This is a genomic window from Phytohabitans houttuyneae, assembly GCF_011764425.1.
GTDB lineage: Bacteria > Actinomycetota > Actinomycetes > Mycobacteriales > Micromonosporaceae > Phytohabitans > Phytohabitans houttuyneae.
This window is the reverse complement of record NZ_BLPF01000003.1, coordinates 418,910-433,335: the sequence shown is the minus strand read 5'-3', so window position 1 is coordinate 433,335 and position 14,426 is coordinate 418,910. Positions and strand designations below refer to the sequence as shown.

General features: G+C 68.9%; 11 protein-coding genes and 2 pseudogenes. 4 read left to right on the top strand and 9 right to left on the bottom strand.

Annotation, left to right across the window (positions count from 1 at the left end; genetic code table 11):
* Positions 1–137 precede the first annotated feature (137 nt).
* Positions 138–635, bottom strand: a complete 498-nt coding sequence (locus Phou_RS36980) for a winged helix-turn-helix transcriptional regulator (protein ID WP_218579442.1) — start codon at positions 633–635, stop codon at positions 138–140.
* Between the two features lie 144 nt (positions 636–779).
* Here Phou_RS36980 and Phou_RS36975 point away from each other — a divergent pair, with 144 nt between their 5' ends.
* From Phou_RS36975 to Phou_RS36970, 3 genes and pseudogenes are all read left to right on the top strand, one after another.
* Positions 780–1,787, top strand: a complete 1,008-nt coding sequence (locus tag Phou_RS36975; RefSeq protein WP_173066057.1) for an NADP-dependent oxidoreductase — start codon at positions 780–782, stop codon at positions 1,785–1,787.
* Between the two features lie 170 nt (positions 1,788–1,957).
* Positions 1,958–2,083 carry a hypothetical protein gene (locus tag Phou_RS54730; RefSeq protein ID WP_281365136.1) on the top strand — a complete coding sequence of 42 codons (126 nt, stop codon included), beginning with the start codon at positions 1,958–1,960 and terminating at the stop codon, positions 2,081–2,083.
* Positions 2,084–2,098: 15 nt separating this feature from the next.
* Positions 2,099–2,617: pseudogene (locus Phou_RS36970) on the top strand (alpha/beta fold hydrolase); the annotation flags it as partial.
* A gap of 1,674 nt (positions 2,618–4,291) precedes the next feature.
* Here Phou_RS36970 and Phou_RS36965 read toward each other — a convergent pair.
* The 8 genes and pseudogenes from Phou_RS36965 to Phou_RS36930 form a co-directional block, all read right to left on the bottom strand.
* Complete coding sequence (locus Phou_RS36965) at positions 4,292–4,477, bottom strand: hypothetical protein (protein ID WP_173066036.1); 186 nt, start codon at positions 4,475–4,477, stop codon at positions 4,292–4,294.
* Between the two features lie 124 nt (positions 4,478–4,601).
* Positions 4,602–5,132: a hypothetical protein gene (locus Phou_RS36960; RefSeq protein ID WP_173066033.1), complete on the bottom strand. Its 531-nt coding sequence runs from the start codon at positions 5,130–5,132 to the stop codon at positions 4,602–4,604.
* Positions 5,133–5,210: 78 nt separating this feature from the next.
* Positions 5,211–6,503 (bottom strand): CHAT domain-containing protein, encoded by a 1,293-nt coding sequence (locus Phou_RS36955; RefSeq protein ID WP_173066030.1) that lies wholly within the window; start codon positions 6,501–6,503, stop codon positions 5,211–5,213.
* Positions 6,500–6,811, bottom strand: coding sequence for a hypothetical protein (locus tag Phou_RS36950; RefSeq protein WP_173066027.1), 312 nt, complete (start codon positions 6,809–6,811; stop codon positions 6,500–6,502). Before Phou_RS36950 ends, Phou_RS36955 begins: the two co-directional genes overlap by 4 nt.
* A complete protein-coding gene (locus Phou_RS36945) occupies positions 6,808–8,997 on the bottom strand; it encodes a hypothetical protein (RefSeq protein WP_173066024.1) in 2,190 nt (729 codons plus the stop codon). Before Phou_RS36945 ends, Phou_RS36950 begins: the two co-directional genes overlap by 4 nt.
* A 7-nt stretch (positions 8,998–9,004) precedes the next feature.
* Positions 9,005–10,546, bottom strand: a complete 1,542-nt coding sequence (locus Phou_RS36940) for a hypothetical protein (protein ID WP_173066022.1) — start codon at positions 10,544–10,546, stop codon at positions 9,005–9,007.
* A 720-nt stretch (positions 10,547–11,266) separates the two neighbouring features.
* Positions 11,267–12,051: pseudogene (locus Phou_RS36935) on the bottom strand (transposase family protein).
* A 422-nt stretch (positions 12,052–12,473) separates the two neighbouring features.
* The gene (locus Phou_RS36930; RefSeq protein ID WP_173066019.1) at positions 12,474–13,343 is read right to left on the bottom strand and encodes a hypothetical protein; all 870 of its coding nucleotides are present in this window, start codon (positions 13,341–13,343) and stop codon (positions 12,474–12,476) included.
* 342 nt (positions 13,344–13,685) lie between these two features.
* On the opposite strand from Phou_RS36930, the gene Phou_RS36925 reads away from it, so the two are divergent.
* Positions 13,686–14,054 carry a group I truncated hemoglobin gene (locus Phou_RS36925; protein WP_173066016.1) on the top strand — a complete coding sequence of 123 codons (369 nt, stop codon included), beginning with the start codon at positions 13,686–13,688 and terminating at the stop codon, positions 14,052–14,054.
* Positions 14,055–14,426: the final 372 nt, after the last annotated feature.

Below are 14,426 nucleotides of genomic sequence, written 5' to 3'. Positions count from 1 at the left end.
GGATTAGTCCTTGGCTGCTTCTACCCTCGTGCGGCTCATTGTGCACAAGCGGGGCATCTCGCGCTCGCCGTGGCCGGGTAAACCAACCCGGCAGGAGCGATCACGAGCGCGGGTTGTGCGGTTGACGACGTGGGCGTTCAGGTTGCGCGTTCGGGGGCTGCTTTCGTCCGGAAGCCCGGTCCTGGGCCGACTTCGACCTCGGCTGCCGGAACGTGGTGATCGCGCGCGCAGCGGACCTGGACGGAGAGTGGGGCGCCGCAATCGCGGTGGTGGTTGATGACCGCCGGCCCGGCCGGGTCGGCGCGGTACTTGTCACCCCATTGCAGCAGTCCTAGTACGGCGGGGGCCAGGTCGTTGCCTTTGGCGGTGACGACGTATCGGGATCGGCTGCGGGCGCCGTGCTCCTGGTAGGTCTCGCTGGCGAGGATGCCGTGTTCGACGAGCTTGCGTAGGCGCTCGGCGAGCAGGTTGCGGGGGCATCCCAGCATTTTGTGCAGGTCGCTGAAGCGGGATACGCCGTACCAGATCTCCCGCAGGATCAGCAGAGTCCACTTCTCGCCCACGACTTCCAGGGTTCGGGTGATCGAGCAGTTCGTGGTGTCCCGGTCGAGACGCAGGTCGATGATCGTGGTCATAGGCACATCCTACCCGCTAGGTTTACTTTCTTATACTCAGGCCATCTCGGCGGTCACCGATACAACAAGCTGAAGCCGGGCACGGCCGATCGATCAGTGATCTGCGCGCCGACGAGACGGGCAGAGACCGAGAAGGAGAGGACGATGAAGGCATTTGTGGTCGAACGCTACGGCGACGCCGACACTGTGCAGGCCCGCGAGATGCCGGACCCGATCGTGGGCGACGACGACGTCCTGGTCCGGATCCATGCGGCGAGCGTCAACCCACTCGACCTCAAGATCCGGTCCGGGGACCTCAAGTTGATCCTGCCGTACCGGGCGCCGTTCGTCCTCGGTAACGACCTGGCCGGCACCGTCGCCGCCGTCGGCTCCCGCGTCACCCGGTTCGCCGTCGGCGACGACGTCTACGCGCGCCCGGACCAGAACCGGATCGGCGCGTTCGCCGAGTTCATCGCGATGCGCCAGGACGACGTGGCCGCCAAACCGGCCACCCTCACGATGGAAGAGGCAGCCTCCATCCCCATGGTCGGTTTGACCGCCTGGCAGGCTCTGGTCGAACGGGCGAACCTGCGGCCGGGCCAGAAGGTCCTCATCCACGCCGGGGCCGGCGGCGTCGGCACCATCGCCATCCAGCTGGCCAAACACCTCGGCGCTCACGTCGCCACGACCGCGAGCAGCGCGAAGACCGACCTGGTGAAGGGCCTGGGCGCGGACGTCGTCGTCGACTACACGAAGCAGGCGTTCGAGACGGTCCTGCGTGACTACGACGTCGTGCTCGACACCGTCGGCGGCGACACCCTCGACAAGTCTTTGCAGGTGCTCAAGCCGGGCGGCATCGTGATCAGCATCGCCGGACCGCCCGACCCTGCCTTCGCCAGGCAGGCCGGTGCCAACCCGCTCATCCGGCTGGCGGTCGCCGCGTTGAGTTTCCGGGTCCGGCAACGCGCCCGCCGCCACCGCGTCCGGTACTCGTTCCTGTTCATGAGGGCCAGCGGCGACCAGCTCCGCCAGCTCACCACCCTGCTCGACGCCGGAACGATCCGCCCGGTCGTGGACCGGGCCTTCGACTTCGCGTCGACCCGCGAAGCCCTGGCCCACGTCGAGCAAGGACGCGCCAAGGCGGGCAAGGTCGTCGTCCGGATGACGTCGTAGCCGCTAGGCCTAACCGCCCCGATCGTCCCACCAACGGCCGCCCGGCCAAGCGGCTTGCGTGGCCCGGCCGAAACCGTCCCGTTCAGTCTGATCACAGAAGTTCGCATGAACACGCCTTTGGCTCCCGTAACAGCTCAACAGCGGCTTCCCGGGATGCCACCACTCGAACCGTGTCCGCCGACGGTGTCGACTTCATGTACCGACAACTCGGCCCGGACGACGGCGGTGTGCCGCTGGTCCTGCTGAATCACCTGGCCAGCATCCTGGACAACTGGGGTCCCCGGGTGGTCGACTGACTCGCCGCCCGGCGCCAGGTGATCACCTTCGACAATCGCGGTGTCGGCGCGTCGTCGGGCTCCATCGAGGCCATGGCGCACGGGGTGGCGTTCATCCACGCTCCCGGCCACGACCGCGTCGACCTGCTCGGGCTGTCCATGGGCGGCTTCATCGCCCAGGTGATCGCGCAACAACAGCCGGAACTCGTCCGCAGGATCATCCTCGCCGGCACTGGCCCTGCCGGGGGCGAGGGCACCACCAGGGTCACCCGGTTGACGCTCCAGGACATGGCACGCGGTGCGCTGACCTTCCAGGATCCCAAACAATTCATGTTCTTCACCAGAACGGCCAGCGGGCGTCAGGCTGGACGGGGCTTCCTGCGACGCCTGAACGAACGTCAGCACGACCGCGACAAGGCCATCTCGCATCGTGCCGAGCGCGAACACCCTCAACCTCGCCGAACGCCTCCCGAACAGCGAACTCGTCGCTCTACCCGGCCGCCGGGCACGGCGGCATCTTCCCGAACCATGAACAGTTCGTTCTGCGGTTCCTAGAGTTCCTCGCGCCCTGAGTGCCGGATCTCGGTCCGTCGTTCCTCCGTCTGACTGACGATATTGCGGGGCATTACCACCTCGGGTCGACGTTATGAGATCGTGCCGCTGGCACCGCACTCTTTTGCCGCTGACATTGCGCGGGCGACGTGTGGCTTGCTCGTGCTCCGTGACAGACAGTTGCTCACAGCAGGGCGGCGCCGCCGTGGGCGGAGTCGCTCGGCGTTGCTTTGGAGCCGTGGCATTTTGTGATCTTGTTTGTGTTGCGTGGCGCCGGACCGCTGCGGCGGTCGTATCAGGGCCCCTGAACTGGGAACATGTGGTTCCTAACGAGGTCCCGCATCATCACGGCTGGCTACGGCGCTTCCGGTTGTGGCCACGCGGGTGCAAGCGCGAGAGGTGCGATGATGGCCGGTTCGAAGACCCGCGTTCTGCGCCCGCGCGGTTGGCGGAACGGCACGCCGGCGGCGCGCTCCTGGTGCTCCCTATTGGGGCGTCATCGGCGGGACCGGTCGATGCCTCGTCGTAGGGTGCGAGGTGCTCCCTCGGGCCGAGGTGTTTGTGCAGGTGGCGGCCGGGTTCGCCGGCGGTTGGGGGAGCGGTGCTGGGGTGTTTGGCGGCCTGATGGGCCGGGTCATGTCGGTGTGCTCCCCGAACCGGCGGCCGGGCGGGGAGCAATGTGGGTGTCGTCAACGGCGTTGGACTGCTTCGGACGGATGCGAACGGCGTTGAACGGAGTCGCCCTGACCAGCGTGTTTGGTGTTTGTGCTGGTCAGGGCGTTGGGGTGGACCGCGTTCACACAGAGGTGCTCCACAACGGCGTCGGACGGCGCTCAATGATGTCGAACCGCAGGTCAATGGCGGCGTACGGCGTCAGCTACTTCCGACTTTGCTCCCGTGACGACTACTCGATCGCAGAAGTACGGCAGATGCTGCCGCAGAAGCGAGCGCTTCGTGGACGTCGTGGTGGTCGCGGAGGTCGCTCGAACCGTGCTGACGGAGGCTCTGGTGACGACTTCGGCGGCGTGGTAGTTCGGCTCCGGTGGCGCTGAGCTGGATGGGCTCCGCGCGCCCGGCCGGACTTCTGTAACTCGGTAGTCTGCTCCCGCGCTGAGCGCTTCTGGACCGAGGAGGTTGTCGGCACGTCCGATCCGCCCGCCGCTATGGGCTGATGTCGAGTGCTGGGGCTGGATCGGGTGAGTCGGTGATGGACCTGCGCGGCGGTCGGTCACGAGCTCGGCTGCGGGCCAGCAGCTGCTGGCAATCTTGAACCCGGTCTGAGTCTGGCCGATCCCGGTGCGACGGGTTGTGTACCCGTGCACGTACCTGTGTTGCTCGGACAGTGCGCGGTGCACTGTCGCTGATTCGCCGCGGGCGTTGCCGGGCCGGGCGGGTGGTCTCCGTACGCTGCGGCGACCTCCGCCAGGCATCCGCGGGCTCCGCCGTACTTGCGAACGGCGTGTCTGATAGCGGCCGCGACCTCGGCGCGCATGGGTTGGGACGACGCCGACAGGTCGCTGGCGAAGAGTGCCTCCGCGCGTGCGTCGGCCAGGATGGTGAGCTGTGCGGTCATGACGCCTCCTGCGGGTCTCGACGCGTTTCTCCGGACGGTCAGAGGCCGCCGAGCCAGTCGAGAATCGTCTCCAGGATGTCGCCGTCGCCGTTGTCCTCAGCGGACTACGAGGTCGGGTCGCCTCCCGTGGCGGTGCTGCCCAGCTCCTGAGTGCGGAGCTCGTGCCGCGCCGGGGTCAAGGCAGTGTGCGCCTCTTCGATCGCCGAGGACTCGTGCCCCGTTGCGCGCGACGCGGCGCTGGCGACGGACACGGCCTTCACCGCCAGGGCGGTCAGGTCGATGATGGACATCGGTTTGCCTGCTTCCGTCAGCTCGCCGGCTGGTCGCCGGCGCTGATCGGAGTCTCCGGCGCCCGGTGGCCCGATCGACAGGGAGCAGGGTCCCGCCCGCTTCGGGAATTCGTGACGGGCGCCGTCAGGGCTGCGGCTCGAGTCCGCGCGCCGAACAGAAGTCGTTGTCGAACGTGCCTGGGCGCCCGTCCCCGATGATCTCGGTGAGGCGCTTGCGCCACCGCTCCAGCTCGGGGTACGAGGCGGCCACAGCCGCGGCATCGGTGCCGTTGCGCTGTCCCCAGTGGATGGTGCCGCCGCGCTGCAGCGCGGCGAGCTCCAACGTGTTCAACACTTCGGCGTTGCCCTCGATGCCCTTTAGTAACGCCACTTCGACCGAACAGGTGACATCCCACCGCTGCATGGCCAGCAGCGCCGATGACCGGCGGGTGAAGCGCAGCGAGACGTATCCGGCGACGGTGCGGCCGGCCTTGGCCGACTCTTCGAACGCGGCGAACAGGTCCTGCTCGACGAAGTCGATGTGCGCACCCGCGTGTGCGTCGAAGAATGCCTCCATCGAGTCTGCGCGGTAGCACTCACCGCCAGTCTCGGCGAGGTCCATCAGCTCGTAGCCGACGTCGCACGCCGTCACGCGGGGGCGGGCCCGACCGATCACCGCTGCCAGCGCGCGGCGGATCAACCATGACCGGCCGATCCGGTTGGCCAGCTCGCTTCGCCTGGCCGGGCTTCCAGGTCAGGCGGGCAGTCTCGGCACGAGCACGGTCGTCCCGGGGTTCACGCCCACCGCCTGGGTCAGGATCGGGAGATCGGCGTCCTCGAAACCGTTCATTCGCATCTCGGCCTTCGCGACGCGAAACGCTCCCAACACGGACTGCCCCTCGGCGATAGCGGCATAGAGCCGGGACGCGAAGTTGATCGCGGCGGGGTCTGTGACCCTGTCGCTCATTCCGATGGCGATCCGGGCTGAGCCGACCAACCGACCGAGCTGGGGCTCTGAGTTGCACGCGTTCAGCACCACGATCGCTGGCGGCTCATCGACCGCGCTCAGCGCGGCCGCGAACGCCTCCGCGGAGATGCGCCTGCCGTTTTCCCTGGTATCACGCCCCGAGTCGAGCAGGAGCATGGACTCGTTGGCATGCCCCGAGAAGTGCACCGCGTGCGGGCGAAAACGCGTCAGTCCGTCAAAAAGGTCCGAGCTGGTGGCCGCCGGCAGATGGTGGATATCGACACGATCGCGTCCGGTCGCGGAACGGACTGCCGCCTTGACGCTTCGAATCTCCTGGTCGAGTCGCAGGTCACCGGCCGGTGCCGCGGTGATGTAGAGGATTCTGAGCGCCTCCGGCGCCGGACTGCCCGCGTTGCCGGCGGGCGCCCGCACCACCAGGTCCAGGTGGTCCACCTGGGTCCGCGCCGGGCCGTACCTGGTGTGGACGGTGACCGGAACGTGGCGCCCGCCCTGGTTCGCCTGCACCTGAAACGAGAACCGCGCCGTCGCGCCCTCCCCCAGCGTGTCCACCCTGGACGGTTTCGGGTCGTTCAGGAACGGGCCCTCGACGGACACGGTGACGCCGTGCAGCGGGACCCCGGTGCTGTTCGTCACCAGTACCCGCAGCCTGTCCCAGGCGCCGAGCTCGAGCTCGCCGCCCTCGTGCCGGACCCGGAGGCGCCCGGTGGGCTGCCGGACCGGGGCGGCCACCGGCGCGGCCGCCACCGCCAGGGTCGTGTGGAAGTCGGTCACCCGCACCGGTGTGTCGTACTGGTCGCGGTACGAGAAGTTGTTGCTGGTCAGCTCGAAGCGGCCGGGCTGGCGCGCCTCGACCGTGATCTCGTGCGTGTGGCTGCGGCCGGCCGGGATCACCGGGATCTCGACCCGGTCGGAGCCGCCCCGCAGCACGACCCCGGGCGGCATCCTGAGCTTGAAGACGACGTCGCAGCACCGGCCGGGACCGGTGTTGGCGAACCTGATCGCCAGCGGCGCCTTCCGCCCGGCGACGAGGTCGCCGGGCGAGACCGATACCTCGATCACGGCGTGCGTACCGCCCCGGGCGGCGCGACCGGCGGTGGCGCGGCCCAGCCGTGCCGCCGTTCCGCCCTCTTGTGGTGGGTGTCCGCGCATTCCCGGCAGTGCATGGCGGGCTGCGGCGGGTTCGTGACCGCACGCTGCGCCGGCACGGACGGCCCTGGCGTCGGGGGCGTCCAACCCGTGGTGGCGAAGGCGTCGTCGTCCGGGACGACCCAGCCGTGCGCCTCGCAGACCGGCATACCGCAGTGGTGGCACACGAAGATCTCGTGATCTGGCCGCGGCTCGCCGTTGACTCCGCAGTTCAATATCATCGCGTCTCCCCCAGCTTGGTGAGCGCGGCCTCGATCCGGGCGACGATGCCGCGGTGGGTGTCCTCCCCGATCCGCCCAGCGAGCAGCGCGTCGTCGGCGGCGGCCTGCTGCCGGCGCAGCTCCTCCACCTGCCGGGCCTGCTGGTCGGGGATCCGGGCGGCGATCACCGTCTCGTCTGCGGCGGTGCGCGGCGCCGGCAGGACGGTCTCGCCGTCGAGCACCGCCCCGTAGTCCGGGGTCGGGACCGCCTCGACGATCACGACGTCGTCCGGCAGGTCCGGGCTGCCGGGATCGAGCAGCTCGCTGTGCTGGACGCCCTCGGTCGCCGCGGGAAGCGCCGCGACGGCCCGGCGCACGCGGCCGGCGAGGACGTCGGTGACCCGGGCGTGCAAGCTGTCCCAGGTGTCCTCGATCCGCATGAGCAGCTCGCCGCTGTCCGGGTCGACCTCCACGTGTGCCCCGGCGTCGAGCTCGTCGGCCGACGGTCCCGGCCCGACCAGGGCACCGGTCGCGTACGTGCCCTTCACCGTGACTTGGGCGACCGTCTTGCCGGAGATCCCCGCCGGCGTCTCGACCTCCTCCCCGCGCAGGCTGATGTCGAAGTCGATGGGAAACAGCCCGATGTACCGGCGGCCGGCGACGTCCCAGACCCGGTTGAGCACGCCGGGCCGCGCGTCGTCGCGGTACGGCGGATGCTCGACGACGCTCTTCACGTAGTACTCGTCCATGCTGATCGCGCTGGTCAGCTCGGCGACGGTGACGTGGTCGGGCACGGCGCCGTGGAACTCGTCCGCCCGGGTCACGTCGCGCGGGTTCTTGGCGTCCGGCACCACCCGCTCGTCCTGGTACCGGACCGACCGGAGGCTGACGTCGAAGGTGATCTCCACGGTGGTGTTCAGGGTGGCCGGCGGCCGGTGATTCTCGCCCCCGCCGGGCAGGAAGACCCGGGCGCCCGTGACCCCGGACAGCAGGCCGGTGAAGGTGGCCTTCAGCATGCCGCTGATCGTGAGCGGGTCGTGGCCGTCGCGCCACTCGTAGTCGTCGGGGATCGGATCGATCTCCTCGCCGATGGCCTTCGGGAAGGTCAGCGTCAGCCGCAGGCTGCTGTCTCCGGTTTGCCGCGGTCTGAGCTGCTTCCACCGGATGGTCCGGCGGCCGCCGTCCTTGCCGGTCTCGGGCGCCACCGGGGCGGAGCCCTCCACGTTGCCCCAGCCGGCCGGCACCCGCAGCTCGACGAGGTCGAACATCGAGAGGCTGAGCGGCTGCTCGTCCGGGCCGGGGTGCGTCCAGTGCAGGTCGATGTCGAGCGTCCGCCGGCCGGACGCCGGCACCAGCGACGGGACGATCCACAGTGGAATCCCGTCCGGGCCGCGGCCGTCCTGCAGGTCGTAGTCGAGCGTGATCGTGTACCCGCGCTGGCCCGTCTCGGCGCCGTTGGGGAAGAAGCCGTGGCCGTGGACGGAGTCGCCGCCGAGCGAGAGCACCGGCTCCTGCCCGCCCTTGAACCTCAGCCCGGCCTCCCCCTCGAGCATCAGGAAGCCGCCCGCGAACGGGACCTGCTCCGAGCCGTCCAGGCCGAACTTCTCGCGGTAGGCCCGCAGCCGGCCCGGGCCGTCGTTGGCGGACATCGCGACGGTGAGCCGGCCGTCGAGGGCGGCCACGACCCACTTGTACGCCTCGTTCTCGATGCGGACGTAGCCGGCGAGCCGCTCGACGGCCCCGACGTTGTGCACCTGCGGTACGAGCGGCAGCGGCGGCCGGGTCAAGTTGGCGGCGGACATCCGGTGCATCAGCAGCGGGATGCCGGCCGTCGCCGCGCCGGCGAGCAGGAACAGCACGCCCACCACGGCGGAGGCGAACAGCAACAGGAAGCCGAGCGCCCCGATGCCCGCGCCGATGAGGATCCAGCGCAGCGGCAGGCCCCGCACCAGGTGGTCGTGTTCCTTGCAATGGTAGACGGCTTCGCGCAGGCCGCCCAGCCCCAGGCCGGCGAACTCCTTGCTGGCCGGCCGCGCCTCCTCGGCGCCGGCCGGGGTGCGGACCAGCGTGCTGCCCTGCCGGAACGCCGGCGGGCTGTGCTGCTCGCACATCGGCCGCCGGCAGTGGTGGCACATCGCGACGATCGCCGCGTTGCCGCATTCGTAGCAGCGCACCCGCGGCGCGTGCTCAACCAGTTTCTCGGTCATGATCGGATCACTTTCCGGACAGCTGGTGGAAACGGAAACGGTCCCGCAGCTCCCGCTGCACGGCGTTCATGACGCGGGTGAGCTCCTTGTGGTCGCGCTCCAGGTTGCCCAGGACGGAGATCTTGAGCTGGCCGCTCTCCTTGCGGCCCTTGATCTTCACGCTGGTGCCGAGGATCTGCTCACGGTCCAGGTCGATCCGCCGCCCCTCGACCGCGATCACCAGCTCGAGCTCGTCCGGCCCCTGGCTCCGGCGCGCCTTGAGCAACCAGGTGGGGTGCACCGCGTCCGGCTCCGCCTGCGGCTTGTCGACGCTGAACTTGGCGTTCCGCAGCACCGTGACGAGGTCGTTGATGCGCATCTCGTCCGGCATGATGTCGTCGAAGACGAACTGCTGGTACGGGGAGAACCGCCGCATCGCGAAGATGTCGCTCGGGTAGACCTTGGCGTGCAGGCGGAGCTTGGTCGTCAGCTCCGGCTGGTCGGGCAGCCGGTGCCCGGTCGCGCCGTACAGCCGCGCCTCGAGCCCGGACATCAGGTAGCCCGGTATCTCCACCACCGCGTCGATCTCGAGCAGCTCCTCCTTGAACAGGTCGCCGGGGTGTCCGATGTAGAGCATGGCCATCGCGCTGCGGAAGACCCGGGTGCCGTCCTCGTCCCGGCGCACGTCCGACGGCGTCACCTCGCGCGTCGCGACGTCCGCCCACTCCAGCTGGCGCGGCACCGGGTTGTACCGCACCGCCCCGTCCTTGAACGGGTGCTCGCGGGCGTCCGGCCCGAGGTTCTCGACCAGCAGCCTCGTGCTCCGCAGTGAGGTGCGGGTCGGCCACTGGATGGACATCTCGCGGACGACGGGGTGCAGCGCGGGATAGTTCGCCTTGACCGGGAGCACCACCCGGACCGAGAAGTACAGCAGCAGCTCGCTGGAGAACCGCGCCGTCTGCCGGAGCCGGTTGATGGCGTCGGACGTCTTCTGGGGCGCCCGCGGCCGCGCGTTCGCCAGGAGCCCGGTGTTGTCGAACGCCTGCCGCACGGCGTCCAGCTCGTCGGTGAGGCTGTCCGGGTCGAACACCCGGACCTCGAGGTCGACGGGGAGCAGGTGCGGGGGCAGCGGCTGGTAGTCGTGGGTGACGACGCACGTCCGGCGGTCGCCGGTCAGGTCGAGCGACCCGTCCGGGGTGGCCACCGGGACGGTGAGCGGGATGACCCCGGCCTGGTGGTGATGGCGCATGACGGCGGGCAGGCCGCTCGTCCGGTCGTGGGCGGCCACCAGCAGCTGCCCGATCACGGCCCGGCGGTCGGCGGCCGCGCCCCGCGTGCCGAGCGCGTGCGCCACGTCGGCGGCGGCCCGGTGCGAGAAGTGCTTGTCCCCGTCGTACGGGACGGTGACCTCGATCCGCCCGGTGCCCTCGCCCTCGGGCTCCGACGACTTGTTGTGCGAGATGTCCTGCTTGACGGCGTAGGTCTCGGTCACTTCGACCGTCTTCGGCACCGCGCGGGCGTACACCTCGTCGGGGCCGCGCGCACGCCGCGACCCGAGCGACCCCAGCATCGACAAGTCCCTCAATCTCCCTCGCGGTCACAGGTGTCCGATGTGCCCGGACGGCGCGGTCGACAGGGTTCGGCCGACATCGTCGCGGTCGGCTTCGTGTGAGGGCGGCGGCGATCCGGCAACGCCCGCGCCCTCCGGAAGTTGGCAGCAACGTTCCCGGAACGGGGTTCGGAACGTATCGGCCGTACGGGCGCACGTGATCTAGCCACTCAGCGCGACAGGCCCGCGACTGTCGGTGGAGTCCGTCACTAGGCTGACGACTGCCTCCCCCGTTGCAGCAAAGCCGCCGGTCGCGGCCCCGGCCCGCACCGCGCCCCGCGGCCCGGACGGACGCGCGCGGCGACGGTCGGATCAACGACAGCCGTCACTGCGGACGGGCGTTCCGGACGCGGTGAGCGGCCGGCCTCGCCCCGGGGCCGGCCGCCGTACCGGCCGCTACCCGCCCGCGCGGGCGGCGCGCAGGCCGGGCAGGGCGTTGATCGCCACGCCGCGCGGCGGAAAGGGTGCCAGCGGCTCCAGACAGCGGCGGCTGGATGTGGGGCCTCGATCGCCTTCCGGTGTATGCGTAAACCGCTCCGTCTGAGCGTCCTGATTGCGCTGGTGGCGGCGAGGTCGGCATTGGACTCGGGGAGCGGGGTGTGGTGTTTCGCGGCCTGATCGGCAGGGTTGGGTTCGCACGCTCCCCAAACCAGCGGGCGGGCGGGGAGCAATGAGCCATTTTCATCGTGGGTAGCGGTCGTCTTCGGTGTGTTGGAGGACGAGGATCGCTCGGACGATGGCGGTGGCGCGGTGCGGGCTGCAGTGCAGTTTGGCCAGCACTTTCCAGGTCTTGAGGGTGGCTACCGCACGTTCGCCGAGGGCGCGGATCTTGGCGTGTTGCCGGTTGACCGACCTTTGCCGCTTGGACAGCCGCGGCCGCTTCGGCTGTCGTTTGAACGGCGTCCAGACGGTGCCGCCAGCGCCTTGGTACGCCTTGTCCGCGAACGTCATCACGTCGCCGCTGGTCAGGGCGTCGATCAGGCCGTGGGTACGGGCGGCGGTCAGGTCGTGGACCGCGCCGGGCAGCGCGGGTGATGCCCATACGAGCCGGCCGGCTGGGTCGGCCAGGATCTGCACGTTCACGCCGTGCCGTTTGTGCTTTCCCGAGTAGTAAGGCCGCTGGTCGGCAACCCGGTCGATCGGGATCAGCGTGCCGTCGATGATCGCGTAAGCCAGCCGCCTGGCGCGGACGGCCGCCTGGGTAAGGTCCGGGGCAATGGCGGCGAGCAGGTCGATCGCCTCGCGTAGGTACCGCCACACGGTGCTGACCGATACCGCGAACCCAACCGCTAACCGGGCGAGCGTGTCGCCGTTGCGTAGGTGGGCGAGCGTCATCAGCGCCTGCTCGTGTGTGCTGGCAGCCGCCGCCAACGGCCGCCCAGCTCGACGCGTCGGGCTCGGATCAGCTCGGCAAGGCGCGTCAGGCTGCGTGTGGACAACGGGATGGTGGCAACATACGTGAGCAACGAGACTCCTGGACAGGGCTGTCGTTCTTGGTCGACTGCTGTCCTACCGGGAGTCTCGTCCTATGTGGAGCATCGACACACCCTCGCTGACCAGGACCCGAGGTGGCCCACCCCCGCGATGAAAATGGCTCAATCAATTCAGCGTAGGTCCGCCCGCGCCCCACGCCCGCGGCCGGCCGCCGCAAGCCGAAATCCGGTCTCACTGCGGGTTCGGTGACTCCGCCACGAGCAGCGTGGGCCGCAGCCCGTGCCTCTGTCTCCACGGCTTCGCCTCAACACCCGCTCATGCCGATGTGATCGCATTCGATCACCCCAAATTTATCGGACGGCACTGTCAGGTCGTTGACTTCCGATTTCGTGTCGCGCAGTTGGTCAAGTCGGATGGCTTGAAGCATTAGCCCTCGCGTGGCGGGCTTTATCTGTCACTCGGTCGTTCGGCCTGTGTTCGATAGCCTGGCGACAGGGTTTGCCTTGTTCGTCGTGGTGTCGGCGGCGACGGTGCCTGGTTCGGACATCAATCCCGCAGTGGCTGCGACTACGAGGCGGCGTATAGATCTGGATGTCGCTGAGGCGACAAGGGCGATACCGACACCAGTAAGAACGGGTAACAAAGGGACGTGCACGTGCGTCATTCGTTCGAGTTGTGCGCCGGCGTATGCCAGAGGCGTGGCCCAGCCAAGCACGACGAAGCCGTACACCGTCATACCTCCGGTTATGGAGACCAGCTGCAATGTCAGCAGGCCGGGTCGGCGACGTCGGAGCCATACGGCGGCTGCGAGAAAGACTGCACCGTCAGCGGACATGAGCACCCACCCTGCCAGGAAGGTCTGCCGGTTAACGGCCACCAGAACCACGTTGACCGCACCGACGCACGCGAACAACCATCCCGATCGGGGCAGCGTATCGCGCGCGCCAACGCTACAGAGGTGAGCTGCGGTTAAACCCATCAACATCGCGACCAGGGTGGCCGCCAAGGCTCCACCCGGACGAAGGTTTGCCGAGTCCGCAGGTAAAGAGCCAGCCGCAAACAGCACCGGAACCGGTGTCAGCAGCAGGAGGCTCGGCACCGCGGCATGCGCCAGCCGTGAGCGAGTGGCGCCGGCGACGAGACCGGCCAAGGTAATAAGCAACCCCGCGATCACCGCAACCGCCACTCCGGGATATCCGGTGGTTGCGCTGAACAGGTTGAAGAACATACCTCCGGCGGCAGTGCCGAGCATAAATGCTGCACCGATCCGATACCTGGCTGGGATCACGAGGATGTTTCGGTTGGCTCCGTCCGTGGTTGCCACGGGGCTATTATGGGAGACCGCCAGGTTCGGGAACCATACGCCGCTGACCGACATCGCCTTCAACTGTCGGCTAACCGACAGTTGACCGCCGACTGCGCGCGGGCCAGAGGTTCGAATCCATCGGAGTCATGCTCGGCGCGCCCATAAGCATTCGATGCGAGTCACCTTTCACCAGCGCGAGGCTGCATCGTTGGCGCTGTGCGGCACGTTGTTACGCCGCCGTAGCGGCCTGCCAACGGCCGCGCAATGTAATCCATCTATCCTTCCGTACCGGCCAACCCCGCCGTTGCCCAGGCGCAGGCGCCGCCCACCCCGTTACGCCCAACGACAGGGAGGTACAGCATGACCATCTTCGACACCATCGGCGGTGCCCCCGCCGTCCAGGCCGCAGTCGACGACTTCTACGTCCGCGTGCTCGCGGACACCGCCCTGGCGCCAGTGTTCGCCAGCACAGACATGAACCGGCTCAAGGCGCACCAACGTGCATTCATCGCCGCCGCCATCGGCGGTCCCCAACCGTACGCAGGCCGGGACATGGCGACGGCGCACGCCGGACTGGGCATCACCGACGCCCAATTCGACACCGTCGTCGGCCACCTCGTGGATACCCTCACCGGCCTGGGCGTTCCCGGCGACACGATCGCCCAGATCGGCGCCACCCTCGCGCCGCTGCGCACCGACATCGTCACGGCCGAGACGAAGGTCGCCTAACTCAGAGACCCCATAGCCCGGAACGCCTCCTCCAGAAACCCACGCGCCGCGCCTAGCCGTGACCTGGCGTCAACACCTAGGGCGCCCCAAGGTCGGGGATAGCCGCAAGAGGTTTGAGGGCGGCCTGTACTTGCTCGCCTCACCGGTGCTCGCCCAAGATCGGTTGCGCGGACAAGCGACCGCGCTAGTCACCGAAGGTGACGGCAGGTACCGCTCGCCAGCGTCCGGTCATGCCGAAGACAGTGCACTCGATCTTGCCAAAGTGGCGACGTCTGGTCGGCCAGGACGCGCTCCACCCAGGTATGCCGGATCCGCATCTCTGTCCGTCGTGGTTCGAACCGCTGCTCCCGCTGCTTCCTCGACTGCTATCGA

Excerpts from the sequence above, each read along its gene's own strand:
- Phou_RS36925 (WP_173066016.1), top strand. The coding sequence starts at position 13,686 with ATGACCATCTTCGACACCATCGGCGGTGCCCCCGCCGTCCAGGCCGCA.
- Phou_RS36940 (WP_173066022.1), bottom strand. The coding sequence starts at position 10,546 with ATGCTGGGGTCGCTCGGGTCGCGGCGTGCGCGCGGCCCCGACGAGGTG.
- Phou_RS36980 (WP_218579442.1), bottom strand. The coding sequence starts at position 635 with ATGACCACGATCATCGACCTGCGTCTCGACCGGGACACCACGAACTGC.
- Phou_RS36950 (WP_173066027.1), bottom strand. The coding sequence starts at position 6,811 with ATGATATTGAACTGCGGAGTCAACGGCGAGCCGCGGCCAGATCACGAG.
- Phou_RS36945 (WP_173066024.1), bottom strand. The coding sequence starts at position 8,997 with ATGACCGAGAAACTGGTTGAGCACGCGCCGCGGGTGCGCTGCTACGAA.
- Phou_RS36965 (WP_173066036.1), bottom strand. The coding sequence starts at position 4,477 with ATGTCCATCATCGACCTGACCGCCCTGGCGGTGAAGGCCGTGTCCGTC.
- Phou_RS36975 (WP_173066057.1), top strand. The coding sequence starts at position 780 with ATGAAGGCATTTGTGGTCGAACGCTACGGCGACGCCGACACTGTGCAG.